General features: G+C 71.4%; 24 protein-coding genes, 1 pseudogene and 1 riboswitch. Of the genes and pseudogenes, 7 read left to right on the top strand and 18 right to left on the bottom strand.

The features are described from left to right. The first annotated feature begins 20 nt into the window (after positions 1-20). A complete protein-coding gene (locus tag ACZ6JS_RS32140) occupies positions 21-995 on the top strand; it encodes a DMT family transporter (RefSeq protein WP_469303217.1) in 975 nt (324 codons plus the stop codon). Between the two features lie 196 nt (positions 996-1,191). Here ACZ6JS_RS32140 and ACZ6JS_RS32135 read toward each other — a convergent pair whose 3' ends face one another. Further along, positions 1,192-2,526 carry an aminotransferase class I/II-fold pyridoxal phosphate-dependent enzyme gene (locus tag ACZ6JS_RS32135; RefSeq protein ID WP_469303215.1) on the bottom strand — a complete coding sequence of 445 codons (1,335 nt, stop codon included), beginning with the start codon at positions 2,524-2,526 and terminating at the stop codon, positions 1,192-1,194. A 37-nt stretch (positions 2,527-2,563) separates the two neighbouring features. Between ACZ6JS_RS32135 and ACZ6JS_RS32130 the strand changes: the two genes are divergently transcribed. After that, complete coding sequence (locus ACZ6JS_RS32130) at positions 2,564-3,262, top strand: pyridoxamine 5'-phosphate oxidase family protein (RefSeq protein ID WP_469303214.1); 699 nt, start codon at positions 2,564-2,566, stop codon at positions 3,260-3,262. On the opposite strand, the gene ACZ6JS_RS32125 is transcribed toward ACZ6JS_RS32130, so the two are convergent. Further along, entirely contained in the window at positions 3,244-4,260 is a 1,017-nt protein-coding gene (locus tag ACZ6JS_RS32125; RefSeq protein WP_469303212.1) for a DMT family transporter, read from the bottom strand. The genes ACZ6JS_RS32130 and ACZ6JS_RS32125 overlap by 19 nt on opposite strands. Before the next feature lie 160 nt (positions 4,261-4,420). Further along, positions 4,421-5,383 (bottom strand): EamA family transporter, encoded by a 963-nt coding sequence (locus tag ACZ6JS_RS32120; protein WP_469303211.1) that lies wholly within the window; start codon positions 5,381-5,383, stop codon positions 4,421-4,423. 170 nt (positions 5,384-5,553) lie between these two features. On the opposite strand from ACZ6JS_RS32120, the gene ACZ6JS_RS32115 reads away from it, so the two are divergent. Further along, on the top strand, positions 5,554-5,982 hold the full coding sequence (locus tag ACZ6JS_RS32115) for a type II toxin-antitoxin system Rv0910 family toxin (RefSeq protein WP_469303209.1): 429 nt from the start codon (positions 5,554-5,556) through the stop codon (positions 5,980-5,982). A gap of 91 nt (positions 5,983-6,073) precedes the next feature. On the opposite strand, the pseudogene ACZ6JS_RS32110 reads toward ACZ6JS_RS32115, so the two are convergent. Then, positions 6,074-6,441, bottom strand: a pseudogene (locus ACZ6JS_RS32110) (PadR family transcriptional regulator); the annotation flags it as partial. Positions 6,442-6,463: 22 nt separating this feature from the next. Between ACZ6JS_RS32110 and ACZ6JS_RS32105 the strand changes: the two are divergent. Then, on the top strand, positions 6,464-7,285 hold the full coding sequence (locus ACZ6JS_RS32105; RefSeq protein ID WP_469303208.1) for a PhzF family phenazine biosynthesis protein: 822 nt from the start codon (positions 6,464-6,466) through the stop codon (positions 7,283-7,285). 111 nt (positions 7,286-7,396) lie between these two features. Here the strand turns inward: ACZ6JS_RS32105 and ACZ6JS_RS32100 are convergent, their stop codons facing one another. From ACZ6JS_RS32100 to ACZ6JS_RS32090, 3 genes are all read right to left on the bottom strand, one after another. After that, positions 7,397-8,101 (bottom strand): hypothetical protein, encoded by a 705-nt coding sequence (locus tag ACZ6JS_RS32100; protein ID WP_469303206.1) that lies wholly within the window; start codon positions 8,099-8,101, stop codon positions 7,397-7,399. A gap of 86 nt (positions 8,102-8,187) precedes the next feature. Then, positions 8,188-9,009 (bottom strand): CPBP family intramembrane glutamic endopeptidase, encoded by an 822-nt coding sequence (locus ACZ6JS_RS32095; RefSeq protein ID WP_078658784.1) that lies wholly within the window; start codon positions 9,007-9,009, stop codon positions 8,188-8,190. Between the two features lie 91 nt (positions 9,010-9,100). Further along, entirely contained in the window at positions 9,101-10,633 is a 1,533-nt protein-coding gene (locus ACZ6JS_RS32090) for a glutamate-cysteine ligase family protein (protein ID WP_469303204.1), read from the bottom strand. Between the two features lie 494 nt (positions 10,634-11,127). Between ACZ6JS_RS32090 and ACZ6JS_RS32085 the strand changes: the two genes are divergently transcribed. Both ACZ6JS_RS32085 and ACZ6JS_RS32080 read left to right on the top strand, forming a co-directional pair. Then, the gene (locus ACZ6JS_RS32085; RefSeq protein WP_469303203.1) at positions 11,128-11,748 is read left to right on the top strand and encodes a hypothetical protein; all 621 of its coding nucleotides are present in this window, start codon (positions 11,128-11,130) and stop codon (positions 11,746-11,748) included. Positions 11,749-12,009: 261 nt separating this feature from the next. Beyond that, positions 12,010-12,198: a DUF5999 family protein gene (locus ACZ6JS_RS32080; protein ID WP_030009772.1), complete on the top strand. Its 189-nt coding sequence runs from the start codon at positions 12,010-12,012 to the stop codon at positions 12,196-12,198. A 93-nt stretch (positions 12,199-12,291) separates the two neighbouring features. On the opposite strand, the gene gcvP is transcribed toward ACZ6JS_RS32080, so the two are convergent. Next, positions 12,292-15,177: an aminomethyl-transferring glycine dehydrogenase gene (gene gcvP, locus ACZ6JS_RS32075; RefSeq protein ID WP_469303201.1), complete on the bottom strand. Its 2,886-nt coding sequence runs from the start codon at positions 15,175-15,177 to the stop codon at positions 12,292-12,294. A gap of 195 nt (positions 15,178-15,372) precedes the next feature. After that, a riboswitch (glycine riboswitch) is annotated at positions 15,373-15,471 on the bottom strand. A 121-nt stretch (positions 15,472-15,592) separates the two neighbouring features. On the opposite strand from gcvP, the gene ACZ6JS_RS32070 reads away from it, so the two are divergent. Continuing rightward, the gene (locus ACZ6JS_RS32070; RefSeq protein ID WP_030658278.1) at positions 15,593-15,958 is read left to right on the top strand and encodes a PRC-barrel domain-containing protein; all 366 of its coding nucleotides are present in this window, start codon (positions 15,593-15,595) and stop codon (positions 15,956-15,958) included. 13 nt (positions 15,959-15,971) lie between these two features. Here the strand turns inward: ACZ6JS_RS32070 and ACZ6JS_RS32065 are convergent, their stop codons facing one another. The 10 genes from ACZ6JS_RS32065 to ACZ6JS_RS32020 all read right to left on the bottom strand — a co-directional run bounded on the left by ACZ6JS_RS32065 (position 15,972) and on the right by ACZ6JS_RS32020 (position 25,970). Beyond that, a complete protein-coding gene (locus ACZ6JS_RS32065) occupies positions 15,972-17,381 on the bottom strand; it encodes a DNA polymerase IV (RefSeq protein ID WP_469303199.1) in 1,410 nt (469 codons plus the stop codon). 53 nt (positions 17,382-17,434) lie between these two features. Then, entirely contained in the window at positions 17,435-18,073 is a 639-nt protein-coding gene (locus tag ACZ6JS_RS32060; protein ID WP_469303198.1) for a MerR family transcriptional regulator, read from the bottom strand. A gap of 181 nt (positions 18,074-18,254) precedes the next feature. Continuing rightward, positions 18,255-18,728 (bottom strand): bifunctional nuclease family protein, encoded by a 474-nt coding sequence (locus tag ACZ6JS_RS32055; RefSeq protein WP_007262890.1) that lies wholly within the window; start codon positions 18,726-18,728, stop codon positions 18,255-18,257. 63 nt (positions 18,729-18,791) lie between these two features. Continuing rightward, positions 18,792-19,550: a transcriptional regulator FtsR gene (gene ftsR / locus ACZ6JS_RS32050; protein ID WP_469303196.1), complete on the bottom strand. Its 759-nt coding sequence runs from the start codon at positions 19,548-19,550 to the stop codon at positions 18,792-18,794. Between the two features lie 43 nt (positions 19,551-19,593). After that, the gene (locus ACZ6JS_RS32045; RefSeq protein ID WP_469303437.1) at positions 19,594-20,532 is read right to left on the bottom strand and encodes an FHA domain-containing protein; all 939 of its coding nucleotides are present in this window, start codon (positions 20,530-20,532) and stop codon (positions 19,594-19,596) included. An 88-nt stretch (positions 20,533-20,620) separates the two neighbouring features. Then, on the bottom strand, positions 20,621-21,430 hold the full coding sequence (locus ACZ6JS_RS32040) for a DUF881 domain-containing protein (protein WP_469303195.1): 810 nt from the start codon (positions 21,428-21,430) through the stop codon (positions 20,621-20,623). 5 nt (positions 21,431-21,435) lie between these two features. Next, a complete protein-coding gene (locus ACZ6JS_RS32035; protein ID WP_007262894.1) occupies positions 21,436-21,768 on the bottom strand; it encodes a small basic family protein in 333 nt (110 codons plus the stop codon). Beyond that, entirely contained in the window at positions 21,765-22,673 is a 909-nt protein-coding gene (locus ACZ6JS_RS32030; RefSeq protein WP_469303193.1) for a DUF881 domain-containing protein, read from the bottom strand. Before ACZ6JS_RS32030 ends, ACZ6JS_RS32035 begins: the two co-directional genes overlap by 4 nt. Positions 22,674-22,783: 110 nt before the next feature. Then, a complete protein-coding gene (locus ACZ6JS_RS32025) occupies positions 22,784-25,279 on the bottom strand; it encodes a sugar phosphate nucleotidyltransferase (protein WP_469303192.1) in 2,496 nt (831 codons plus the stop codon). Positions 25,280-25,379: 100 nt separating this feature from the next. Beyond that, a complete protein-coding gene (locus tag ACZ6JS_RS32020; protein ID WP_469303190.1) occupies positions 25,380-25,970 on the bottom strand; it encodes a CDP-alcohol phosphatidyltransferase family protein in 591 nt (196 codons plus the stop codon). Positions 25,971-26,142 lie beyond the last annotated feature (172 nt).

Raw genomic sequence — 26,142 nt, 5'->3', positions numbered from 1 at the left:
ATACGAGCACAGTAAGGGCCATGAGCGCACCCGCAGCCCCTCGGCCGACCCTCGGGCCCCCATCCGCCGCCCCCGCCGCGGCCGCCGCCACCGCGCCCCGTCGGCGCGGCCTCCTCGACTGGCGCGTGCGGTTCGCGATCCTCTCGGTGGTCTGGGGCTTCAGCTTCCTGCTGATCAAGGTCGGCACCGAGGCGTACGCGCCCTTCCAGGTGGCCCTGGGCCGGGTCCTGTTCGGTGCGCTCGCCCTCCTGGCCGTGCTGCTGGTCCGACGCGAGAGGCTCCCCCGGGGCCCGCGCACCTGGGGCCACCTCACCGTTGCGGCGCTCCTGCTCAACACCGCGCCGTTCTCGCTCTTCGCGTACGCGGAGCTGAGCATCCCCTCCAGCCTGGCCGGCATCTGCAACGCCACGTCCCCGCTGTGGGGCATGGCGCTCTCACTGGTCGCCCTGTCCGAGGACCGCCCGACGCGCCGCCGCTTCGCCGGCCTGGGTCTCGGCTTCCTCGGCGTGCTGACCGTGCTCGGCGCCTGGCACGGCTTCTCCGGGGTCGACGCCAAGGGCACCGCGTTCGCCCTGCTGGCATCGCTCTGCTACCCCATCGGCTGGATCTACGTCCGGCGCACGCTGGCCGGCACCCCCGGCTCCCCGGTGGCCCTGACCGGCGGGCAGCTCATGGTCTCCACCCTCCAGCTCACGCTGGTCAGCGCCCTGTTCACCTCGGCCCCGGCCTCGTTCCCGCTCTGGCCGACCCTGTCGGTGATCGCGCTGGGGGCCCTCGGCACCGGCATGGCCCTGCAGATGCAGTACGGCCTGGTGACGGAGGTAGGCCCGACCACCGCCCAGATGGTCACCTACTTCATCCCCGTCATCGCCACGACGGCCGGCGTGCTGGTCCTCGGCGAGCAGCTGCACTGGAACACCCCGGTCGGGGCCGCGATCGTCCTGGCGGGTGCCGCCCTCACCCAGACCCGCCCGGGCCCCCGCGAGCAGGCCTGACCGGCGCCCGCCGGTCACGATCCACGGCCTCCGGACCTCCGGCCTCGGGGCGCTCTCTTCGCACCGCCCGGGGGCACCTCTTGGGCGGCCTGCTCGAAGCTCCGACCCGCGCGCCGCGGTGGTCCTGTCGGCAGGACCACCGGAGCGCGCACGGGCACGGGTCGCGGGCGCACCCCGCCCCCCGCCGGAGCCGCGTTCAGTCGTTGCGCCCGCCCGGCATGCCGGGCCGGACCGCAGCTGCCACGGCGTCGGCCAGCACCGGTACCTCCGCCACCTCCAGCTGGGACACCGTCAGCCGCACCCCCGGGCCCGCCTCGACGCGGAAGATGGCCCCGGGGGCCACCGCCCAGCCCGCGGCGAGAAGCCTCGTCACCACCACCGTCTCGTCGGCCACCGGCACCCACACGTTCAGCCCGCTCCGCCCGTGGGCCCGCACCCCCCGCTCGCGCAGGGCCTGGACCAGCGCGTCCCTCCGTTCGCCGTAGGCGCGCGCGACCGTCTCCCGGTCCACGGCGTGCGAGGTCCACAGCTCCGCCACCGCGTGCTGGAGCAGCCGGCTCACCCACCCCGGGCCCAGCCGCTGGCGTCCCCGCACCCGGTCCAGGGTCACGGCGTCGCCCGTCAGCACGGCGAGCCGCAGATCGGGCCCGTACGCCTTGGCCGTGGAGCGGATCATCACCCAGTGGCGGGTCACGCCGCCCAGCGGGTGCACCGGCAGTTCGACGATGCCGTGCCCGTGGTCGTCCTCGATCAGCAGCACCCCTGGATGGCGGCCCAGCAGCTCCCGCAGCTCCCCCGCCCGTTCCGCTGTCACCGCCGCACCGGTCGGGTTCTGCGCTCGGGAGGTCACCACCAGCGCCCGCGCCCCGGCCGTGAGAGCCCGGGCCACCGCGTCGGCCCGGGGCCCGTCGTCGTCCACCACGACCGGCAGCACCCGCAGCCCCAGGGCGGGAACCAGGTCGAGCGAGCCTCCCCAGCCCGGGTCCTCGACCGCCACCGCGTCCCCGGGCCTCAGGTGGGCGGCCAGGACCCGTTCGATGGCGTCCAGCGCACCCGAGGTCACCGCGACCGGCCCGGGCGGCACCCCGTCCTCGTCGAAGTCGGCGCGGGCGATCCGCGCCAGGTCGGGCGCGACCGGGTCCGCGCCGTAGAGGGTCGGCGTCCGCCCGTGGCGGCGGGCGGCGGCGGCCAGCGCCCCGTCCAGCGCGGGGAGCAGCGAGACGTCCGGATTGCCCTCCGCGACGTCGCGCACGCCCGGCGGCACCACCATCCGCAGGGCGTCCCTCGGAGTGCTCGACGGGCGGGAGCGAACGCGGCTCCCGCGCCGCCCGTCGGTTTCGATGACCCCGCGCTCGCGCAGGGTCCTGTAAGCGGCCGCCACGGTGTTGGGATTGACGCCCAGCGCACCCGCCAGCTCCCGCATGGGCGGCAGCAGCGATCCGGGCGGCAGCTCGCCCGACGCCACACCCGCCTCGACACTGGCCGCGATTTCGGATGTGCGACGCCCTGTGATCCGATACTCTCCTAGCACAAAGCATATTATGCACTAGTGCAATGGAGTTCGCACCATGACCGCCACGCCTGCCACGGAGACGACGGACAGCACCGGGACGACCGGTGCGTACGAGCCCACCGATCGCACGGTCCCCACCCGCTCCCGCGACCGGGCGCGCTATGACCGCGAGACGGTGCACTCGATACTCGACGAGGCCTACATCTGCCACCTCGGCTACGTCCGCGACGGCGCGCCGGTGGTCCTGCCGACGCTGTTCGCCCGGGTCGGGGAATCGCTCTACATGCACGGCTCCACCGGATCCCGCCCCCTGCTCGCGGCGGGCCGCACCGACCCGGGCCTGCCCGTCTGCGTCACCGTCACCCACGTCGACGGCCTGGTGCTGGCGCGCTCGGCCTTCCACCACTCGCTCAACTACCGCTCGGTGGTCGTCCACGGCACCGCCTACCAGGTGACCGGCGAGGAGGAGCGGCGGACCGCCCTGGACGCCATGATCGACGCCGTCGCCCCGGGCCGCTCCGGCGACGTGCGGCCGGCCGACGCCAAGGAGCTCGCCGCCACCGCGGTGATCCGGGTGGACCTGGAGGAGGTGTCCGCGAAGCTCCGCACGGGCCCGTCGAACGACGACGCCGAGGACCTGGGCCTGCCGCACTGGGCAGGTGTGGTCCCGGTCCGCACGGCGTACGGGACCCCCGTGCCCGCGGCGGACCTGGACCCCGGCATCGCCCTCCCGGACTACCTCGCCGCGCTCTGAGGAGCCGGCCGCACGGTGACGGACGCGGCAGGTTCGGCCGGCTCGGCGGGTCCGCCCGCCGGACGGCGGGACTCCGCGACGATCAGCGCACCGACCGCCGTCAGCAGCAGTACGGTGCCCAGCACCACAGCGCCGGTGAGCCGCTCGCCGAGGACGAGGACGGCGATCGCCGCCGCGCTCACCGGCTCGATCAGCATGATCACCGAGACGGTCGCGGCGCGCACGGCCGCGGCGCCCGTGAAGTAGAGCGCGTACGCCAGCGCCGTCGGCACGGTGGCGACGTAGAGCAGCAGCCAGAGCACCCGCCCCAGGTCCTCGGTGTGCGGCAGCAGCCCCTCGGCCGCGGCGAGCGGCAGCAGGCACACCGCGCCCACCGCCACGGACCAGGCGGTGGTCACCAGCGGGTCCCCGGCCGCCCCGCGTTGCCCGAGGCGGCGTGCCCGCAGGGTCATCCCGGCGTACCCGGCCGCCGACAGCAGCGCCCAGCCGACGCCGAGCGGACGCACCTCGGCGCCGCCGCTGCCCAGCACCATGACGGCGAGTCCGGCGAGCGCCCCCGCGACGGCGACCGCACCCCCGCGGCCGAGGCGTTCGCCCATCCACGAGCGCGCGCCGAGTGCGATGAGGACGGGTCCGGCGCCGAGGGTGACCACGGTGCCCACGGCCAGCCCCGTCTCGCGCACGGCGGCGAAGTAGGCGGCCTGGAAGAGGGTGAACAGCAGCCCGGTGACGATCAGCGAGCCCGCCGAGGGCGCACCCGCAGCAGGCCGGGCCCGTCCGCGCCGGGCGTGTGCGCGCCGGGCGTGTGCGCGCCGTGCGGCGAGCACCCCCAGCAGCACGACGAGCCCGCCCGCGCACCGCCAGAACGACAGGGCGAGCGGGCCGAGGTCACTGGCCAGGAAGAGCAGGGAGGCGGCCGCACCGGCGGTGCCCCAGGCGGCTCCGGCGACGACGAGGTACAGCAGACTGCGCCCGGCAGCGGGCGAGTGGTTCGACACGTGTGTTCTCCGCGCGTGCGTGAAGGATGAGTGGTTCGGGTCATCGCTTCGCGGGCAGCGCCGACCCGCCCGGGTGATCCCCGGGCCGGGCCGTCATCGTGGGGTCGCCGCCCGCTAGGACGCGGGAGGCGGAAGCACGGTCGAATGCATGCTCGCCACCCTACAGCGGGGCTTTCGTGGGTTCGCGGTCCACCGGGACGGGTTCGGCCGCGGGCTGCGGGGCCGGCCGGGAGGACTGCGCGATGAAGGCACCGCCCAGCACCAGGGCTCCGCCGACGATCTGCCAGGTCGAGAGGTACTCGCCGAGCAGGATCCAGGCCAGCACGGTGGCCACGACGGCCTCCAGGAAGGCCACCACGCCCGCGACCTGGGGCGAGAGCCTGCGCACCGAGACCACCCCGGTCACATACGCGAAGACGGTCGCGACGAGCACGACCCAGCCGAGCAGCGCCGGCGCGGGCACCATCGTGCCGCCGACGGAGGCCTCCCCGCCCAGCACCTGCCAGTCGATCTCCCACGGCCGGGCGATGACCGTCATCACCAGCGCGCCGACGAGCATCCCGTAGGCGATCACCCCGAGGGGGTCGGGGGCGTCCTCGCCGTCGGCGCCCTGGTCGGCGAAGACGAAGTAGAAGGCCTGGCAGCAGGCCGCGGCGAGACCGAAGAGCACACCGAGCAGGTCCAGGGTCAGCCCGGCCCAGACCTCGACCACACAGGCCAGACCTACGACGGCCACGGCCGCACCTGCGGCGGCCCCGCGGGTCACGGGCTTGCGCTGCACGAAGCGGATGTAGCCGAGCAGCAGCGCGGGGCCCAGGTACTCGAGCAGCAGGGCCACGCCGACGGGGATCCGGGACAGGGAGGCGAAGTAGAAGGCCTGCACGCCCGCGACGGCCACCAGACCGAAGCCGGCCAGCAGCGCGGGCCGGCGCAGGAGGAGGTCGCGGTGGCGCCAGGCCAGCGGGGACAGCACGAGTGCCGCGCCGGCCACCCTGAGCCAGACCATGTGGAGGGGATCCAGACCCGCCTCGATCAGCGGCTTCGCAGCCACTCCGGAACCACCGAACGCGAACGCCGAGACGAGGGCGAGACCCAGTCCGGCGTTTTTCCCTGACGCTTGCATCCGGACATCATGACAGGGCAAGTCAGGAGCGTCACTGCGATGACACCTGTTGAGACAGACCTGAGATCACGTCCGCCGACCCCCACCTGATCTGACGGGTCGTCAGTATTGAATGTTTCCGCCGCCGGGGCTACCTTCCGCGCACGTACCCGACGAGAAGGGGTGGCCGCATGGCTGAAGTCACCGCGGAATCACGCATCGAGGCGTCCGCCGCGCAGCTCTGGTCCCAGCTGACGGACTGGGACGCGTACGGGCAGTGGAGCATGACCCACACGAACTTCCCGCAGGGCGGTCCGCAGACCCTGGCGGTCGGATCGACCTTCGCCGAGAACATGAAGATGATGGGCTTCCCGGCCGAGGTCGTCTGGACCGTCTCGGAGCTGGAGGACGAACGCCTCTTCACCATCACCGGCAAGGGACCGATGGGCGTCGCCGTCCTCACCCGCTACACCCTGACGCCGGACGGCGGGGCCACCACCGTCCGCATCGACGGCGAGTTCACCGGGGCAGCCGTCTCCCTGATGGCCGGCAAACTGAAGGACTCGGCCACCGCCGCCCTGAACGAATCGCTGCGCAAGCTCGCCGGCCTGGTCGCCTGACCCGGTCCGCGGCGACCGGCGCACGAAGGGCGGCGCGCCCCGCGACATCCCGTCGGGGACGCGCCGCCGTACACACGGGCCGTCCGGGCCAGTGCTCGTCGGCCAGGATCAGGCAGAGCTTCTTGCGAGCGTCGCCCAGCACCGCGAGCGCCTTCTCCCGCTGCTCGGGCGAGCCGGTCCTGAAGACCTGCCCGAAGACCTCCATCAAGCCGGCGCCGGCCTGCCGGCCTCGTGCATCGCCTCGAAGTCGAAGCCCCGCCCGGCGTCCTCCCAGGGAGCGTCCGGCCCGGACTCGGCCTCGGTGCGGCCGGCCTCGGTGAGCGTGAACAGCTTCTTGCCGCCCTCGCTCTCACTGCTGATGAGCCCCTCGTCCTCCAGCAGGCTCAAGGTCGGGCAGACCGAGCCCGGGCTCTCTCGAGGGAGGCCAGTCACCCCGGATTGGCCTTTGTCGACGATCAAGGAACCGTCCTAACGTCGGTCCATGCGCATCCGAATCGTCGACGCCTTCACCGACCGCCCCTTCCACGGCAACCCCGCGGGAGTCCTGCTCCTGGAAGGCGGGTTCCCCCCGGACACCTGGCTCCAGCAGGTGGCGTCCGAGGTGAACCTCTCCGAGACCGCCTTCGCCCACCCCCTGCCGCCCGGCGCGGACGCCGACTGGGCGCTGCGCTGGTTCACCCCGGCCGCCGAGGTCGACATGTGCGGCCACGCCACCCTTGCCACGGCGCACGTGCTGGCCGCCTCCGGACTCGCTGAAGGGCTGATCCGCTTCTCCGCCCGCTGCGGTGTCCTCACGGCCGAGACCGCCGCGGACGGCACGATCACGATGGACTTCCCGACGTCGTCGCTGACCCCGGTCCCGGCACCGCCCGCCGTGGACCACGCGCTGGGCGGCGCGCCGATCCTGTCCGTCCACGACACCGCTGCGCACATCGGCGACCTCCTCATCGAACTCGCCGACGAGAAGACCGTCCGCGAGCTGGAGCCGGACCACGCCGCCCTGCGCGCCTTCGCCAAGCGCGGGGTGATCGTCACCGCGGCCGCCGAGGACCCCTCCCGCGGGTACGACTTCGTCTCCAGGGGCTTCTTCCCGGCTTTCGGGATCGACGAGGACCCGGTCACGGGCAGCGCCCACACCGCGCTCGCCCCGTTCTGGGCGCAGCGCCTGGGCCGCGCCGAACTGACCGGCCTCCAGGGCGGCACCCGGCGGGGGCTGGTACGGGTGACCCTGGCGGGCGAGCGCACGCTGTTGACCGGCCACGCCGTCACGGTCGTCGACGGGGAGCTCCTCACCGCACCGTGACCGGACGGTACGGGTGAGCAGGGCCTGCCCGGGGGGCGGGGTGTGCGGGGAGGCTCGGGCGCGGGAAGCGAGGGGGCGGACGCGGGAGGGCGGACCCGGGAGGGCGCCGGGTCAGCCCGCCGACCCGCCCCGCTCCCCGCGGGGCGCCCTCGTCTCCGCCTTCGCGCGCGCCGCATCACGCCGTTGGCGCTCGTTCTCTGCCCAGGCGTCCGAGTCGATGCGCTTGCGGTAGACCTGTTCCGGCTCTGCCGCTCCGAGATGGACCGTCCACCACCACAGGACGGCGGAGATCACGAAGAAGGTGACCGCCGCCCCCAGGTAGGAGCCGATCTCCTCGGACTCCGGGACGCCCTCCTCGTGCATGAAGCCGGGCACCCCGGAGACGAGCGCGTTCGCCCACCACGCCAGCGCGAGGTTGAACAGGGCGAGGGAGATCCAGTACGCGACCCGCATGCTCTTCGCCGGACCCACCGGCTCACCCAGCAGCAGCAGGCGCCGCAACGACACGGGCCCCGTCCGCTGGTGGCCGCCGGCGTCGTCCTGGGCCCTGCGCACCGACGCGTAGCACTCGTCCAGCCAGCGCCCCGGCTCCGGGGAGGGGGCAGGGCCGTCGGTGGGGGCCAGTTCCTTGGCCTGGATCCAGCCGGTGATGAACTGGATCTCCAGCTGGGCCTTCTCCAGCCGCCTGCGGTACTTGTGGTCGGCGCTGCGTGCCTCGCGGCGGTCCCGGATGAGGAGGCTGGCTCCGCCCACCAGCCCGCTGATCACGGGCACGAAGAACGGGGCGAACGACACCAGGGAGTCCATGACAGCCACCGCGCGCGCCTCCTCACTCCCCACAGCGTCGCACCGCGGCGGCCCGCGGCCCTGCCCTGCGGGGCCGATCGGGTGCGCCGTCGCGTCTACGGCGTCGGCAGCCAGCCCACCTTGCCGGCGAGCAGGGCGTACCCGCCGAAGGCCACGATGTCGAGCAGCGCGTGCGCGGCGACGAGCGGCCCGACGCGTCCCCAGCGGCGGTAGGCCAGCACGAACACGACGCCCATCACCACGTTGCCGATGAAGCCGCCGATGCCCTGGTAGAGGTGGTAGGAGCCGCGCAGCAGCGAGCTGGCGGCCAGCGCCGCCATCGGCGACCAACCGAGCTGGCCGAGCCGGCGCAGCAGGTAGGCCAGCACGATCACCTCTTCCACCACCGCGTTCTGGATGGCGGAGAGGATCAGCACGGGGAACTTCCACCACACGTCGGGCAGGGCCTCCGGCACCACCGTGAGGTTGAAGCCGGCGGCCCGCGCCCCCAGGTAGAAGGCCAGTCCCGCGCTGCCGATCCCCGCCGCGACGAGGGCGCCGCGGCCCAGGTCCCACAGCGGCCGGGTCCGGTCGAAGCCCAGCACCCGCAGTCCGGGGGCACCCTCGCGGGTGAGCAGGTGCGCCACCAGCAGTACGGGGACCAGCGCGCTCGCGATGCCGAACAGCTGCCACGCCAGGTCCAGCCACGGCCGGCCGGGGGCATAGGAACCGTTGAGCGTGGCGGCCTGGTCCTTCAGACCGCCGGGCTTGGTCAGCGAGCCGATGAAGCTGATCAGCGCCGAGACCCCGCTCGCGCCCAGCGACAACGCCAGGACGAGCAGGGTCTCGGTGCGCAGGAGGTCCCGCCGCCCGTCCTCGCCCAGCTCCACGAACACCGGCTCCGGCTCAGCCCGCACGCCCGACTCCCGTCCTGCCATCCCGTTGCGACCACCCCATACTGCCTCGTCGGCCGGGCGGGGGGACCACCGAGGGAGGGCTCGCAAGAGGTGGCAGGGGCTGCGTGCCGGCTCAGCGCGCGACGGGCACCGCCGCGTCCACCTCCTCCGTCAGCCCCACGGGCCAGGTGTGCACGGGGTCGCCCTTGTGCATGAGCTCGCTGTAGCGCCGTGTGGTCGCGGCCAGCGCCTCGTCCCGCTCCAGCCCCGCCGCGAGGGCCCGGTGGTAGGTGTCCACCTGCCACGTCGCACCGTTCACGCGCCGCCGGCAGCGCTCCTCGATGATGCCGAGGTAGTGGTCCCGGTCCGCGGGCTCGATGCCCCAGGCGTCCAGGCCGGCCGCCGCCATCGGCAGCAGCTCGTCCAGGACCAGCCGTACCGCCGGCACCCTGACCAGGCCGCCGGCCCGGCCCCGGCGCGGCCATCGCAGCCGGGCGTCGATCCCGTACCGGCAGGCCGCGTCGAAGTTGGCCTCGGCCTCGGCGAAGGGCAGCCGGGTCCACACCGGGCGCGGTTCGTCCGCGAGGGTGCGTACGAGCCCGTAGTAGAACGCGGCGTTGGCGACCACGTCGGTGACGGTCGGCCCGGCCGGCAGCACCCGGTTCTCCACCCGCAGGTGCGGCACCCCGTCCGCCACGCCGTACACGGGCCGGTTCCAGCGGTAGACGGTGCCGTTGTGCAGCACCAGCTCCTGCAGACTCGGCACCCCGCCCTCGGCCAGCACCCGCAGGGGCTCCTCCTCGTCGCAGATCGGCAGCAGGGAGGGGAAGTAGCGGACGTTCTCGGCGAAGAGCTCGTACGCCGTGTCCACCCAGCGCTCGCCGAACCAGGTGCGCGGCCGCACGCCCTGGGCCTGGAGCTCCGGCGGCCGGGTGTCGGTGGCCTGCGTGAACAGCGGCGGCCGCGACTCCCGCCACAGCTCCCGCCCGAACAGGAAGGGCGAGTTGGCGCCGACGGCTATCTGCGCCGCGGTCACCGCCTGCGCCGCGTTCCACACGGCCGAGAACCGGGCCGGCGTCACCTGCAGGTGCAGTTGTACGGAGGTGCAGGCGGCCTCGGGCACGATCGACCCGGAGGTCCAGATGAGCCGCTCGACGCCGTCGATGTCGAGGGTGAAGTCCTCCCCGCGCATCATCAGGATCTGCTCGTTCAGCAGGGAGTAGCGGTCCACCGCCGAGAGGTTGCCCGGGACCAGGTCGGCGCGGGAGAGCGTCGGCAGGATGCCGATCATCACCACTCCGGCGTCGATCTCCGCGGCCTGCCGATGGGCGTAGCCGAGGCCCGCACTGAGTTCCTCGGCGAGCCGGTCGAATACCCGGCCGCCGAGCCGGTGCGGCAGAACGTTCACCTCCAGATTGAACATTCCCAGTTCGGTCTGGAAATCAGGACTGGCAATCCGCTCCAGCACCTGGGCATTCACCATTCGCGGCAACCCGTCGGTTCCCGCGAGATTCAGCTCGATCTCCAGCCCCATCATGTTCTTCGGGCGATCGAACCTCTTCTCCGCCAGAAGTCGCTCCAGTCCCTCCAGACACTCGTGGAGTTTCCTTCGATACCGCTGCCGATCGGACAGGTCGAATCCGCCCGCCACGACCTTCTCCCCCATCGAAGCGTCCCTCCTCGAGTGGGCCTGGCCCGGGGCACCCAGGCTCGCGTTACGGTCGATGATGCCCCGGCATCGTGATCCATAACGCGGAGGGGGCGCGCGTGGCGAGGAGCGCGCGCCGGGTTGGCCGAAGGGTGCTTCGGCACATTCGCCTGGCAAGTCGCCTCATGCAAATTCATCTTGACATTTGCCCGCTCCCGAAAACAGGCGCTTTCCAGCCGAGCCCCCTTCCGGTAACCTCCGAGGTCGGCGCGGCACGTTCGCGCGCATCCGGCATGAATGCCATGTCAGCGGGACCGGTAAGCGTCTTGTAGGCAATAGCCGGGACAGCTAGCCGAAACACTGCGTGAACACATGTCGTATAAACTCCGCAAACGAGGCAGAGAGTTGGCGCGCGGCCATTGCCCCTCGGCCCCCCTCTGGCCCCAGAATGCGACAGCGCCGTCCCGCACCTCCCCCCTTCCACAGGTCTCCCAAGTGAGAGGCGACCCACCATGCCGCTGCATGTCCCCCCGGCTCCCGCACCCGCCCTGCGCAGCGTCCTCGCGGCACTCGGTTCCCCCACCGCCGTCCACGAGGCGCACACTCCGGCCCTGCGCGCCATCCAGGGGCCGCTGACCGCCGAACTCCCCCTTCCGGTCCACGTCCTGGACCGGCTGAACCTGTCGGATCTCGCGTCCGCCGGCCGGCCGCCCCGTACGCGCCTCGTCGGCTGGCGGTTCCTGATCCGCAGCGGGGACCGCCACGTAGCGGCGGCCGACACCCGGCTGACGCCCGACGGATGGGCCTTCTCCCACTTCTTCGAGGGCCCCTACGTCGCGGCCACCGAGCGCGCCCTGGGCCAGGCCGAACTGATCGCCACCGGCTACCAGCCCCGGTTGCTCTCCGTACCGGAGCTCTACATGCTGACGCTGTGGCTGCACGGGGCGGTGGGCGCGGACGCCGCCGCCGGGTTGCCCGCCGGCGAGGACCTGCTGGTGCCGCTGGCCCCGGCCCCGCCCGGCATCGCCGCGTACCGGCCGCATCCGGTCTCGGAGCTCCTGCCCGTGCTGACCCACCGGCTCACGCCCGCGGCGGCGCCGGTCCCGCCGTCGCTGGCCGCGCCCGCCGCCTGACCCGATTCGCCCATTCGGCCTAGTCCGCCCGGGCCACCCGCGAACCATCCGAAATGACAGGGGAGTTGGCCTGAACCGCCCGCACGAGTGATGCGTCATCAATCCATGAGGACAGCTGCCGGGAAATCCCTGCGAAGCGGCTGTCGGGGGGGAACACTGATGGCAAGCGCCCCGCGGCTGCGGGGATGACCCAGGGGGACGGCCATGAACCAGGTATCGAGCCGTAGCACACAGACCACACCGCAGCGAAAGAACGCATCCATGTGCCAGCACCAGCCAGCCTGCCCGTCTGCCGAATCCGCCGACCGGGAGGCCGCTCGCCCGGTGGCCAACCACCCGGAACAGGGCTGGAGCCTGCTGTGCAACGGCGTCCTGCTCTTCGAGGACACCGGTGAGCTGCTGCCGGACGGGCAGATCATCGCCCCGCACCGCCCGCTCGCGGCGGCGTAGCCGCGGCCTCGTACGACGAAGGGGCCGGCCCGGGAGAGTCTCCCGGGCCGGCCCCTTCGTCATGTCATGCGACGGCCGTCAGAGGCGGGCGTCTCAGTTGTCGTACTCGTCCAGCGGCGGGCAGGAGCACACCAGGTTCCGGTCGCCGAACGCTCCGTCGATACGGCGCACCGGCGGCCAGTACTTCTCGGAGGCCGTGACGCCGCCGGGGAAGACCGCCTCGTCCCGGGTGTACGGGTGGTTCCACTCACCGCCCAGCGAAGCCGCCGTGTGCGGGGCGTTGGCCAGGGGGTTGTCGCCCGCCGGCCACTCGCCGCCCGCGACCCGCTCGATCTCGCCGCGGATGGCGATCATCGCGTCGCAGAAGCGGTCGATCTCGGCGAGGTCCTCGGACTCCGTCGGCTCGATCATGAGCGTGCCGGCGACCGGGAAGGACATCGTCGGCGCGTGGAAGCCGTAGTCGATCAGGCGCTTGGCGATGTCGTCCACGCTGACGCCCGTGGACTTCGACAGCGGACGCAGGTCGATGATGCACTCGTGCGCGACCAGGTTGCCCGGGCCGGTGTAGAGCACCGGGTAGTGCGGCTCCAGGCGCTTGGCGATGTAGTTGGCTCCGAGCACCGCCACCTGGGTGGCGCGCTTGAGGCCCTCGCCGCCCATGAGGCGCACGTACGACCAGGAGATCGGCAGGATGCCGGCCGAGCCCCACGGCGCGGCCGAGATCGGGCCGACACCCGTCTCGGGGCCGGCCGTCGGCTGCAGCGGGTGGTTCGGCAGGTACGGGGCCAGGTGCGCACGGACGCCGACCGGGCCGACACCCGGACCGCCGCCGCCGTGCGGGATGCAGAAGGTCTTGTGCAGGTTCAGGTGCGAGACGTCACCGCCGAAGTGACCCGGCTTGGCCAGGCCCACCAGGGCGTTCAGGTTGGCGCCGTCGACGTAGACCTGGCCGCCGGCCTCGTGCACCTGGGCGCAGATGTCGGCGACGTGCTCCTCGAACACACCGTGCGTGGAGGGGTACGTGATCATCAGAACGGCGAGCTCGTCGCGGTACTGCTCGATCTTGGCGCGCAGGTCGTCCGCGTCCACCTCGCCGTCGTCGGCGGTCTTGACGACGACGACCTTCATGCCGGCCATCACGGCGCTCGCGGCGTTGGTGCCGTGCGCGGAGGACGGGATGAGGCAGATGGTGCGCTGCTCGTCACCGTTCGCGCGGTGGTACGCGCGCACGGCCAGCAGCCCGGCGAGCTCACCCTGGGAGCCGGCGTTCGGCTGGATGGAGACCTTGTCGTAGCCGGTGACCTCGCAGAGACGTTCCTCCAGCTCGTTGATGAGCGTGAGGTAGCCCTCGGCCTGCTCCACCGGCGCGAAGGGGTGCAGCTGGCCGAACTCGGGCCAGGTCACCGGCTCCATCTCGGTGGTCGCGTTGAGCTTCATGGTGCAGGAGCCCAGCGGGATCATGCCGCGGTCCAGCGCGTAGTCCTTGTCCGAGAGCTTGCGCAGGTAGCGCAGCATCGCGGTCTCGGAGCGGTGCTGGTGGAAGACCGGGTGCGTCAGGTAGGCGTCCGAGCGCAGCAGGGCCTCGGGCAGCGTGTCGGCCGTGGCCCGGTCGAGCGCCTCGATGTCCGCGGTGACGCCGAAGGCGGCCCAGACTGCCTCGATGTCGGCGCGCAGCGTGGTCTCGTCGCAGCTGATGGAGACGAGGTCGGCGTCGACCCGGTGCAGGTTGACCCCGCCCTCGCGGGCGGCGGCGACGACCTCGGCCGCACGGCCGGGAACGCGGACCGTGATCGTGTCGAAGTAGGAGCCGTGCACGGTCTCGACCCCGTCGGCCTGCAGGCCTGCGGCGAGCAGCGTCGCGTAGCGGTGGGTGCGGCGGGCGATCGTCCGCAGGCCGTCCGGGCCGTGGTAGACGGCATACATGCCGGCCATGACGGCGAGCAGCACCTGCGCGGTGCAGATGTTGCTGGTGGCCTTCTCGCGGCGGATGTGCTGCTCGCGGGTCTGCAGGGCCAGGCGGTACGCCTTGTTGCCGTCCGCGTCCACCGAGACGCCGACGAGGCGGCCGGGCAGCGAGCGGGCGTGCTTGTCCTGGACGGCCATGTAGCCGGCGTGCGGTCCACCGAAGCCCATCGGGACGCCGAAGCGCTGGGTGGTACCGACCGCGATGTCCGCGCCGAGGGCGCCCGGGGACTTCAGCAGGGTCAGGGCTAGCAGGTCGGCCGAGACGGTGACGATGGCACCGAGCTCGTGCGCCTGGTCGATGACCGGCTTGATGTCCCGGACGGCGCCCGAGGCACCGGGGTACTGGATCAGGACGCCGTAGACGCCGCGCTCGGCGATCTCGGCGGGGATGCCGTCGGAGAGGTCGGCGACGACGACCTCGATGCCGATCGGCTCGGCGCGGGTCTCGATGACGGCGACGGTCTGCGGCAGGGCGTCGGCGTCGACCAGGAAGACGTTGCCCTTGACCTTGCCCACGCGGCGGGCCAGGGTCATGGCCTCGGCGGCGGCGGTGCCCTCGTCGAGCAGCGAGGCGCCCGAGGTCGGCAGGCCGGTGAGGTCGGCGACGACGGTCTGGAAGTTCAGGAGGGCCTCGAGGCGGCCCTGCGAGATCTCCGGCTGGTAGGGCGTGTACGCGGTGTACCAGGCCGGGTTCTCCATGACGTTGCGGAGGATCACCGGCGGGGTGAAGGTCCCGTAGTAGCCGAGGCCGATCATGGAGGTGAGGACCTGGTTGCGGTCGGCGAGCGAGCGCAGCTCGGCGAGCACCTCGGCCTCGGTCCGCGCCTCGGGCAGGGCGAGCGCGTCGGCGGTCTTGATCACATCCGGGACCGCGGCGGCGGTCAGTTCGTCCAGGGAGCCGTAGCCCACGTGGGCGAGCATCTTCGCCTGCGCCTCGGCATCCGGGCCGATGTGGCGCTGTTCGAAGGGGATGCCTCGCTCCAGCTGGGAGAGCGGAATGCGGTTGGCGGTCATGTACGGAGGCCTCCTGGTCATATGACCTGCGAGGGGCACCACGGCGCTGGCACCCGGACGGCCTCCCCCTCTGTCATCTGCACCTGAGAGTTTCACCGGAGTCACGGGGGTCTCCCGTGAGATCCGGCTTTCACCGTCGGTGAGGAGGGGGACCGGCACTGCGCGCCCGGTACCCGCCCTGCTTTCCAGAGTGGCCTCGTCCGTGCGGTACGTATGCCTGAGAGATTCCGGGGAGGATTTGCTCCTTCGGCGCCTCCGTCTTGCTCATTCGGAGGACTCTCCCGCACAGGGTCGACAGCCGTCACCCAGACTACCAGCGGGGTTCAAGGGGCTCCCCGAGTGGCCTCTTCTGCGGAAATGCACTTCTGTAGTCACTACGGAGCAGTTGCGACAGTTGCGACCATTTGGAGGGACCGTGCAGACCGACATCGATCCGCGCAGCCTGATCGGCCGCAAGGCGTTCGACCGCAACGGTGCCAAGATCGGCACCATCGACGAGGTCTACCTCGACGATGCCACGGGTGTCCCGGAGTGGGCCGCAGTCCGCACCGGTCTGTTCAGCCGGGACGCGTTCGTCCCGCTGGAGCCGAGCGAGATGGTCGGCGAGACCCTGCGCGTGCCCTTCGAACGCTCCCTCATCAAGGACGCACCGGACTTCGGCGTCGGCCGCCACCTCTCTCCCGAGCAGGAACTGCAGCTCTACCACCACTACGGCCTGGACACGACCCTTCCGTCCGACTTCCACCGCGACTTCGGGCGCCTGGCGGGCGACGAGGGCTGACCCCGCACTGTTCCTAGACCGTCTCCCCCACCAGCGGCAGCGGGTCGGACGGCTCCAGGTCGGGGTCGTCCACCCGGAAGGTCCGCACCCGGCCGGGCTCCGATCCCGGCCGCTCGAACCGCACGGTCACCCGCCCGACCCCGCTGCCCTGCACCCACCCCGGCCCGTACAGGACGTGCCGTACGTCGCTCCCCGCCGCCCAGCGGCGCTCAGGAGCCTCCTGCGTCTCCCCGGGCGGCTCAGGCCCCTCCTGGGCCCCGGCGCCACCGTCGGCGGCCTCCGGCTCGGCCATATCGCCCGCACCGCCCGTACCGCCCTCCTCGCTCGCAGCCTCCGCCTGCGCCTCGACTGCGAGGGACTGCGCGAAGAGGTCCTCCTGCGTGTAGTCCGCCAGACCGGTCACCCCCACCCCGAGCAGTCGCACGCCGCCGGTGGTGTCCACCGCCTCCAGCAGGCGCGCGGCGGCTTCCCGCACCACCGCCGCGTCGTCCGTGGGCCCGCGCAGCGTCTCGGACCGTGTCAGCGTGGAGAAGTCGTAGCGCCGGACCTTGAGCACGATGGTGCGCCCCGAGTGCCCGGAGCCCCGCAACCGCTGCACGCACCGGTCGGCGAGCCGCTGCACCTCGCCCCGGATCCGCACCCGGTCGTGCAGGTCCACGTCGAAGGTGTCCTCGACCGACACCGACTTCGCGTCCCGCTCCGCGACGACCGGCCGGTCGTCCAGGCCCAGCGCCATCCGGTAGAGCCCGGTGCCGTGGGCCCGCCCGACCATCCGGACCAGCTCGTCCTCCCCGGCCTCCACCAGCTCCCCCACCGTGGTGATCCCGGCGCGGCGCAGGTGCTCGCCGGTGGCCGGCCCCACGCCGGGCAGGGTGCGTACGGACATCGGTGCGAGCAGCTCCCGCTCGGTGCCGGGCTCGATCAACAGCAGCCCGGCGGGCTTGGCCTCTTCGGAGGCCACCTTGGCCAGCATCTTCGACCCGGCGAGACCCACGGACCCGCTGAGTCCGGTGGCTGCCCTGATGTCGGCGCGCAGCCGCTCGCCCGTGGCCCGGGCGGAGCCCGAGTCGAAGGCGACCCCGCCCGCCTCCAGGTCCACGAAGGCCTCGTCCAGGCTGAGCGGTTCCACGAGTGGCGACAGCTCCCGCAGCATGGCCATCACCACGTCGCTGACCTGCCGGTAGAGCGTGAACCGGGGGATCAGGTAGGCGCCGTTCGGGCAGAGCCGCCTCGCCTGCGCCGTGGGCATCGCCGAGTGCACCCCGAACCGCCGGGCCTCGTACGAAGCCGTGGCGACGACCCCGCGCGGGCCGAGGCCGCCGACGATGACTGCCTTGCCGCGCAGGCTCGGCTTCGACGCCTGCTCGACGGAGGCGTAGAAGGCGTCCATGTCCAGGTGCAGGATGGTCGGAGCGGCTCTCACAGCACCGATGCTGCCCTACTCCACTGACATTCCGGCCGTTCGGCCGGCTCCGGTCAGCCGGCGCGGTTGCGGCGGGCGGCCAGCTCGTCCGTCGGGTTGTGCCCGACCAGGGTCTCGCCGGTGTCCACCCGCTCCCCGTGCAGCTGGGACAGGGCGCTCTGCACGTCGCGCCACACCACGCCCACGGCGATGCCGAAGACACCCTGCCCGCCCTGGAGGAGGCTGACGACCTGGTCCGGCGAGGTGCACTCGTACACCGTGGCGCCGTCGCTCATCAGCGTCATCCGCTCGAGGTCCGAGAGGTCGCGGTCGTGCAGGTGCTGCACCGCCGTGCGGATGTTCTGCAGCGCCACACCGGTGTCCAGGAAGCGCTTGACGATCTTGAGGACGACGACATCGCGGAAGCTGTAGAGGCGCTGCGTCCCGGACCCGTACGCGGGCCGCACGCTGGGCTCCACCAGCCCGGTGCGCGCCCAGTAGTCGAGCTGCCGGTAGGTGATGCCGGCCGCGGCGCACGCAGTCGGTCCGCGGTAGCCGATCTGCTCGGGCGCCGGGTCGCCGTCCGCCGGTCCCACCGGCGTCGACTCCGGCTGACGGCGCGCGGATCCGACCGCACCACCGTGCAGCGGGTACGGCCCAGTGTCACTCCGTACGGGGGTGCCCCCGGTCGTACCGTCGCCCGTGATCCTCACGCCGACCCTCCGTCCTTGACCTGCCCACCTCGAAGGTAGGCAGTCACCAGGGGTGCGTCAACGATCGCCACACTCGGCACGCCGAGTGATAATCACCCTGAGAGTGGTTTCCCGTATCCCTTTGCGGGGAAAGGCTACTCGAATGGGCTGGCGCCACACCGTGGACGACGCGGCCGACGCCTCACTGCGGGCCGGTGCCGAAGTCCTCGGGTGAGATCTGGTCGAGGAACTCGCGGAACTTCTCCACCTCGTCCTCCTGCTCGTCCGGGATGGCGATTCCGGCGTCGTCCAGGACGCCGTCACTGCCGTAGATCGGCGTCCCCGTCCGCAGGGCGAGGGCTATGGCGTCGGAAGGCCGCGCACTCACCTCGACCCCGCTGGCGAAGACGAGCTCCGCGTAGAAGACGCCCTCCCGCAGATCCGTGATCCGGACCTCGGTGAGCTCCTCACCGACCGCCTCCAGCACGTCCTTGAAGAGGTCGTGCGTCAGCGGCCGGGCAGGGGCCATCCCCTGCTGGGCGAAGGCAATGGCCGTAGCCTCCCCCGGACCGATCCAGATGGGGAGGTACCGATCGCCTCCCACTTCACGCAGGAGCACGATCGGTTGGTTGGAGGGCATTTCCACCCGGACACCCACAACGTCGAGCTCGTTCACACAGCAACCCTAGGACCTGCTCGGCAGGTTTGGGTAGTCGGGGCTCCACGCCGACCGGCGAGGTCAGCGCAACCGGACGCCGAGAGCGGTCTGCACCAAGGCCTCGTGCAGCCGTACGGACAGGCCCGCGAGCTCCTTCATCGTGGCCTCCGCGTGGGTCCTGGTCTGCGGGTTGCGGTGTCGGCGCAGCGGTGCCACGACCTGTTCCACCAGTCCCGCCTCCCGGTCGGCGGCCGCCTTCATGGCACGCAGGTGTCGCGGCTCCAGGCCGAAACGCCCCAGGTCGGCCACGAGCCGGGCCACTGTGACCGCGTCGGCGTCGAACCCTCCGCCGGGCGCCTCGGACAGCAGCCCGTACGACTCCCACTCGACGAGCTGGCCCTCGTCCACGCCGACGGCCTCGAGGAGCTCCTGCCGCCCCACACGGGCCGCGGGCGGCCGCTCCTGCCCCGCCTCGCCGTAGACGGCGGGGTCGGACGGGTCGCCGGATTCGCCGTGCGACGTGGGCGCCGGGATGCGGATCTGTTCGCCGCGTGCGAGCGCGTCGAGCTGCTCGCGGATGACCTTCAGCGGCAGGTAGTGATCACGCTGCAGGCGCAGGATGCGGGCGAGGCGCTCCACGTCCTCCGTGCTGAACTTGCGGTATCCGGAAGGTGTGCGCCGGGGCTCTACCAGCCCCTCCGCCTCCAGAAAACGGATCTTCGAGATCGTGACTTCGGGGAACTCGTCACGCAGCGTGGTGAGCACCGTGCCGATGCTCACCAGCCGCCCGGCCGAGCCGGCGGTGCCGTTTCCGGCGCCGCCTGTCGGATTGCGCAGCATGGGACCTTCCCTCGGGTGCCCCCGGACCGGGTCCGGGGGAGGGTCAGACGCCCCGCAGGCTCGCGTAGAAGACCAACCGGTACTTGCCGATCTGCACCTCGTCGCCGTTGTGCAGGGCGACGGAGTCGATCGGTTCACGGTTGACGTACGTGCCGTTGAGGCTGCCTACATCGGCCACGGTGAAGCCGCCGTCCGGGCTCCTGCGGAATTCGACATGGCGCCGGGAGACGGTGACGTCGTCCAGGAAGATGTCGCTCTGCGGGTGCCGGCCGGCCGTGGTCAGTTCGCCGTCCAGCAGGAAGCGGCTGCCGGAGTTGGGTCCGCGCCGCACGATGAGCAGGGCGGAGCCGGGCGGCAGTGCCTCCACCGCGGCCTGGGCCTCGGCGGACAGCGAGGACGACACGTGCGTCTGTCCCGTCACCTCGGCCTCGTAGGCCTCGAGGCCCGAGATCGAGATGGTGGACGTGGTCTCCGAGGCGCGCTCCGGCGTCAGACCCGCCCGCAGCGGCGCACCACAGTTGGAGCAGAACCGGCTGGCCGCATCGCTGCGGTGTCCGCACCTGCTGCAAACCTGCTCTGCCGACATGGACGGCTCCTCGCGCCGCGGCTGCCCCGCGGAGGCATTGGTGGCGTACGGGTCGGGGGCAAACCCTCCACCCGCAGTTGAGGTTGATGGTTCACCGAAACCTATGCGGCCGGTACCGGCAGGGTCAACAGACGACGCGCCGGGAGCACCCGGAACCTCGCCCGCACCGGCGACCTCGTCACGGAACAGCGGCCGGTCACCCTGGCCCTCCGCGCCCCCGGCGCGGTGCCTCGCCGCGCCGCTCTCCTCGCGGTTCTTCTTGCCGAACAACTTCTCAAACAACTTCACGGGCGATTCCCCTTGACTGAAACAGACCCGCCCGTGGGGCAGGACGAACTCCGAATGCAGACACCTGCCGACCCGGACATTCTCACAACGTCCGTAACCACCAGACAGTTTCCACCACGCACCGCGACTTCGGTGCGGCGACCCCCCGCAGGCATCAGCCCGCGTGAGCCGCTCCACCCTCCACTCCGCTCCCTCTTCACCCCGATGACGACCGAGCGTAGTCAGGCTGCTTCGCAGCCCGCAAGGCATCCACAACGATCTTCGCCGACCGTGTGACGGCGACCGTGGCCTGCTCCTTCTCCAGCGTCTGGACCACGCCGCCCGGGATGTTGAGCGCGGGCTCCAGATCCTGGGGTTTGCCGATCACCTTGAACTCATAGGGTTGTGTGATCTTCTTGCCGTCGATCCCGACCCCGCCGTTCTCGTCCGAGAAGTACGAGCCTGCCACGATGCGCACCCCATTGATCTGGATCGCCTCGGCCCCGGCGGCCCGCAGTTCCTGGAGCGTGTCCAGCAGCTGGTCGGACTGCACCTGGCCGGTGGGGTCAGTGATCTTGAGCGTGATGCCCGGTCCCTGCGCTGCCACCGTACCGGCCAGGATGCCGAGTTGACGCTCCTTCTCCACGGTCTGCTTGCGGGCCTCCTCGGCCTGGTTCGAGCTGCTCTCCAGTTCGCGACGCTGGTCCTCCAGCCGCTGCTTCTCGTCCTCCAGCCGTTTCGTCCGCCCGTCGAGCTCGTCGAGGATCCGGACGAGGTCCTCCTGGCGTGCCCCGCGCAGCGCGCTGGAGTCGCTGTTCGATCGGACCTGGATGGCGAGGCCCAGGCCCAGGACGAACAGCAGCAGCGCGACGATCAGTTGGGCCCGGCTGACCCTCGGGGGCCACAGTCCCGCCGCCAGCCGCTGCCGGCCGGTCTCCTCGGCAACAGGCCCCGCATGTGTCTCTCCCTTTTCAAGAGGCTGTTCCGGGACGTTCGGTTCCTCGGGAGAGGTGTCGTTCGCGCTCATGTCCATCACGCCCGGAACACGTGCCGGCGGATGGCCGCGGCGTTGGAGAAGATGCGGATGCCGAGGACGACCACCACGCCGGTGGACAGCTGCGAGCCGACGCCCAGCTTGTCGCCGAGGAAGACGATCAGCGCGGCCACCACGACGTTCGACAGGAACGACACCACGAAGACCTTGTCGACGAAGATGCCGTCCAGCATGGCGCGCAGACCGCCGAACACCGCGTCCAGCGCCGCCACCACGGCGATGGGCAGATAAGGCTCCACCACGGCCGGTACCTCGGGCCGGACCAGAAGTCCGACCACCACTCCGGCCAAGAGGCCCAGTACCGCGATCACGATGCACCCTTCTGCTGCTCTACTGCTGTGGCTGTACGTACGATCAGGCTCGAAGCGGCCGGAAGCCGCAGCTCGTCGGCCGCGGACAGCGTGTAGCGGATCCCGTAGCTCTCCTGCAGCACGTGCAGGTACTGGCCGTCCGCCGAATCCTGGAAGGCCGGGCCGAGCTTCTTCTTGTCCCCCACCGCCAGCACTTCGTACGGCGGCACCAGCGGCCGGTTGTCGACCAGTATCGCGTCGCCCGCCGCCCTGATCGCCGACAGCTCCGTCAGCCGCTGCCCGTTGATGGAGATCGCCTCCGCGCCGGACTGCCACAGTCCGTTGACGATCTTCTGCATGTCGCGGTCGCGGAGTCGGCCGGTGTCCGAGAAGCCACTGCTCTCGCGCGGTCCTCCGCCGTCACCCGTGGAGGAGCCCTTCGCGTCGTCCACCACCAGCTTGATCCCCGGCCCGCGGACCTCGGTGGCGCCGGCCAGCTGGGAGACGAGCTCACCCTGGCTCCCGCCGGGCTGTTTGAGGGCCGCGCGCTGACGTGCGGCGACGTCGGTCCGCAGCCGGTCGATGTTCTGCTCCAGGGCGTCCGCGCGTTCGTCGGCCCGCTGCACCCGGTCGATCAGTTCCTGGCGTTCCTTGGCGAGCACCGGCGCGTCCACCCGGGCCTCGGCCGCGCCGAGCGTGACGACCATCGCGGCGACCACGAGGCCGGCGGCGAGCCCCAGCTTGGCCTTGAGGGTGCGGGGCAGGCCGGCCGTGCCGTCCGCCCGGCGCCGGGCCGTCGCCTCGGCGTAGCCCTCGTCGAGGCTGTGGTCCATCACGTGCGTCAGCAGCGACATGGAGGCGTCCGGCCGCGCTGGCACAGAAGACGCCGGAGTCCGGTTGTGGGGCGGCTGCGACATGCCGCACATCGTCGCATGTCGGCGCCGCACACACCCAATGCGTCCATCCGGTGGGCCGGGGCCGGACTCTCCGCCCCGGCCCGCCGGACTTCTGCCCTATGTCAGGGGCCGCCCGGGCCTCAGTGTCCGGCGCCGTCCACCACGCCCGCCCACTCCTCGAGCAGCGCCTGCGCGGAGGCGTCGTCGGGGCCTTCGGCCCACAGGTGCGTCACGGCTTCCGCCGGGTCCGGCAGGACCAGGGCCCACCGTCCGTCGGCCTCGACCACCCGCACCCCGTCGGTGGTGTCCACCTGCCGGTCTCCGGCCGCTTCCACGACCCGCCGCATGACGAGCCCCTTCACCGCCCACGGTGTCGGTACGTCGCGCTTGAGTACGTGCGCCCGCGGGATCCGGGCGTCGATCTGGCTCAGGGTGAGCTGGGTGCGCGCCACCAGGCCGAGCAGCTGCACGAAGGCCGCCGAGCCGTCGAAGACGCTGCTGAACTCCGGAACGATGAAACCGCCCCGGCCGTCTCCGCCGAAGATCGTGTTCTCGGCCCGCCCGACCCGGGTCAGGTCGTCGGGGGAGGTCGTCGTCCACTCCACCTGTGTGCCGTGGTAGGCCGCCACCTGTTCGGCGACGCGCGTCGTGGTCACCGGCAGCGCGACCTTGCCGCTGCGCTTCTCGGCGGCGACCAGGTCGAGCATGACCAGCAGCGCCCGGTCGTCCTCGATGATCCGCCCGCGCTCGTCGACCAGGGAGATGCGCTCGCCCACCGGGTCGAAGCGCACGCCGAACGCCGCCCGCGCCGAGGCGACGATCTCGCCCAGCCGCACCAGGCCGGCCCGCCGGGACTCGGCGCTCTCCGTCGGCCTGGACTCGTCGAGCCCGGGGTTGATCGTCAGGGCGTCCACTCCGAGCCGTCCCAGAAGGCTCGGCATGACGAGCCCGGCGCTGCCGTTGGTGGCGTCGACGACCACCTTGAGCCCGGCGTCGGCGATTCCCGTGGTGTCCACCCGCCGCAGCAGCGAGCCGGTGTACGCGTCGAAGACGCTGCCGGGGAACTGCAGGTCGCCGATCTCGCCGGGGAACGCGCGCCGGTACTCCTGACGGGCGTACACGCGGTCGAGCTTGCGCTGCTGCTGGAGCGAGAGGTCCGCGCCCCGTTCGTCGAGGAACATGATGTCGACGGAGTCCGGCACCCCCGGCGAGGTGCGTAGGACGATCCCGCCTGCGCTGCCTCTCGCGGTCTGCTGCCGCGCCACCGGCAGCGGCACGTTCTCCAGGTCGCGGACGTTGATCGCGCTGGCCTGCAGCGCGGAGATCACGGCCCGCTTGAGCGCTCGGGCGCCGCGGGAGTGGTCGCGGGCCGTGGTGACGATCGCACCCTTCTTCAGGGTGGTGGCGTACGCGCCGGCGAGCCGGACCACCAGCTCGGGGGTGATCTCGACGTTCAGGATTCCGGAGACTCCCCGCGCGCCGAAGAGGTGGGCCTGTCCGCGGGACTCCCAGATCACGGACGTGTTGACGAAGGCACCGGCCTCGATCGTCTTGAAGGGGTAGACGCGTACGTTCCCCTGCACGATCGATTCCTCACCGACGAGGCACTCGTCGCCGATGACGGCTCCGTCCTCGATCCGGGCCGCGCGCATGATGTCGGTGTTCTTGCCGATGACGCAGCCACGGAGGTTGCTGTGGGGGCCGATGTACACGTTGTCGTGGACGACCGCCCGGTGCAGGAAGGCCCCGCTCTTGACGACGACGTTCGATCCGATGACGGTGTGCTCGCGGATCTCCACGCCGGCTTCGATCTTGGCGTAGTCGCCGATGTAGAGCGGCCCGCGCAGCACGGCGTCCGGGCTGACCTCGGCTCCTTCGGCGACCCACACGCCGGGTGAGATCTCGAAGCCGTCCATCTCGACCTCGACCTTGCCTTCGAGCACGTCGGCCTGAGCCTTGACGTAGCTCTCGTGCGTGCCCACGTCTTCCCAGTAGCCCTCGGCCACGTAGCCGTAGATCGGCCGGCCTTCCTTCATCAGCTGGGGGAAGACGTCGCTGGACCAGTCGACCGAGACGTCGGGATCGACGTAGTCGAAGACTTCGGGCTCCATGACGTAGATGCCGGTGTTGACGGTGTCCGAGAAGACCTGCCCCCAGGTCGGCTTCTCCAGGAAGCGCTCGACCTTGCCTTCTTCGTCCACGATGGTGATGCCGAATTCCAGCGGGTTCGGTACCCGGGTCAGGCATACCGTGACGAGTGCGCCCTTCTCCTTGTGGAAGCGGATCAGGTCGGTGAGGTCGAAGTCGGTCAGCGCATCGCCGGAAATGACGACGAAGGCGTCATCCTTCAAGGCCTCCTCGGCATTCTTCACGCTGCCGGCGGTCCCGAGTGGCTTTTCCTCGTTGGCATAGGTGAGCTCCATCCCGAGCTCTTCGCCGTCCCCGAAGTAGTTCTTGACGAGCGACGCCAGGAACTGCACGGTTACCACGGTCTCGCTGAGCCCGTGGCGCTTGAGCAGCCTGAGTACGTGCTCCATGATCGGGCGGTTCGCCACCGGCAGGAGCGGCTTGGGCATGCTCGAGGTCATGGGGCGAAGGCGTGTGCCCTCGCCACCGGCCATCACGACGGCCTTCATGTCGGAAGAGTCCTCCTTGAGAGATGACAGTCGTGCCGACTCTCACCCGCCTCGTTCGGTGACTTCGCGACTCCTCCGCGTCATCCGGCGTCGGGCGGGCTCAATCGGCCGTGGCGTCAGCCTTCACCAGGCGGCGGACTTGAACCACGTAAAGGATTCCTGCCCACCAATAGAGGGTTGTACCCCATCCCGCGAACGCCCATCCGAAAACTGCAGCCAACCAGGCCAACCAGCCGCTTCCGTCACTGAGCAGGAGCAACGGGAAGGCGTACATCAGGTTGAAGGTCGCGGCCTTGCCGAGGAAGTTGACCTGGGGCGGCGGATATCCGTGGCGGCGCAGGATCCACACCATGACCAGCAACATCAGCTCGCGTGCGAGGAGAGCTCCGGTGAGCCACAGTGGCAGGATCTCGCGATAGGTCAGGCCGAACAGCGTGGACAGGATGTAGAGGCGGTCGGCGGCGGGGTCCAGCAGCCGGCCGAGCTTGCTGATCTGATTCCAGCGCCGGGCGAGCTTCCCGTCGAGGTAGTCGCTGATCCCGCTGAGCATGAGGACGGCAAGGGCCCATCCGTCGTGCTCGGCGAGGATCAGCCACAGGAACAGGGGCACGCCGGCCAGGCGAGCCATGCTCAGGATGTTGGGAATGGTGAAAATTCGGTCAGTCTGAACCCGAGTCTCCTGGACCTCCACCCGGGGGCCTCCACTGTGACGGTAGAAAACGGTCGTTCGATGCCCCCTGACCCTACAGGAGTCCACGCAGGTGTCCGGAACGCAGAAAAGCCCCGCACCAGAAGGTGCGGGGCTTTCCCACAATGATTGTTCGGCGGCGTCCTACTCTCCCACAGGGTCCCCCCTGCAGTAC

The sequence above is a fragment of the Streptomyces sp. NPDC046349 genome (assembly GCF_055587885.1).
The sequence above is the reverse complement of the archived record's forward strand: the minus strand, read 5'-3'. Positions and strand labels throughout refer to the sequence as shown.

What these genes read in the sequence shown, in the direction of transcription:
- ACZ6JS_RS32085 (WP_469303203.1), top strand. Translation starts at nt 11,128, where the DNA reads ATGCCGCTGCATGTCCCCCCGGCTCCCGCACCCGCCCTGCGCAGCGTC.
- ACZ6JS_RS32025 (WP_469303192.1), bottom strand. Translation starts at nt 25,279, where the DNA reads ATGAAGGCCGTCGTGATGGCCGGTGGCGAGGGCACACGCCTTCGCCCC.
- ftsR (WP_469303196.1), bottom strand. Translation starts at nt 19,550, where the DNA reads ATGCTGCGCAATCCGACAGGCGGCGCCGGAAACGGCACCGCCGGCTCG.
- ACZ6JS_RS32105 (WP_469303208.1), top strand. Translation starts at nt 6,464, where the DNA reads ATGCGCATCCGAATCGTCGACGCCTTCACCGACCGCCCCTTCCACGGC.
- gcvP (WP_469303201.1), bottom strand. Translation starts at nt 15,177, where the DNA reads ATGACCGCCAACCGCATTCCGCTCTCCCAGCTGGAGCGAGGCATCCCC.
- ACZ6JS_RS32140 (WP_469303217.1), top strand. Translation starts at nt 21, where the DNA reads ATGAGCGCACCCGCAGCCCCTCGGCCGACCCTCGGGCCCCCATCCGCC.
- ACZ6JS_RS32080 (WP_030009772.1), top strand. Translation starts at nt 12,010, where the DNA reads ATGTGCCAGCACCAGCCAGCCTGCCCGTCTGCCGAATCCGCCGACCGG.
- ACZ6JS_RS32030 (WP_469303193.1), bottom strand. Translation starts at nt 22,673, where the DNA reads ATGTGCGGCATGTCGCAGCCGCCCCACAACCGGACTCCGGCGTCTTCT.
- ACZ6JS_RS32095 (WP_078658784.1), bottom strand. Translation starts at nt 9,009, where the DNA reads ATGGCAGGACGGGAGTCGGGCGTGCGGGCTGAGCCGGAGCCGGTGTTC.
- ACZ6JS_RS32120 (WP_469303211.1), bottom strand. Translation starts at nt 5,383, where the DNA reads ATGCAAGCGTCAGGGAAAAACGCCGGACTGGGTCTCGCCCTCGTCTCG.
- ACZ6JS_RS32115 (WP_469303209.1), top strand. Translation starts at nt 5,554, where the DNA reads ATGGCTGAAGTCACCGCGGAATCACGCATCGAGGCGTCCGCCGCGCAG.
- ACZ6JS_RS32040 (WP_469303195.1), bottom strand. Translation starts at nt 21,430, where the DNA reads ATGAGCGCGAACGACACCTCTCCCGAGGAACCGAACGTCCCGGAACAG.
- ACZ6JS_RS32090 (WP_469303204.1), bottom strand. Translation starts at nt 10,633, where the DNA reads ATGGGGGAGAAGGTCGTGGCGGGCGGATTCGACCTGTCCGATCGGCAG.
- ACZ6JS_RS32130 (WP_469303214.1), top strand. Translation starts at nt 2,564, where the DNA reads ATGACCGCCACGCCTGCCACGGAGACGACGGACAGCACCGGGACGACC.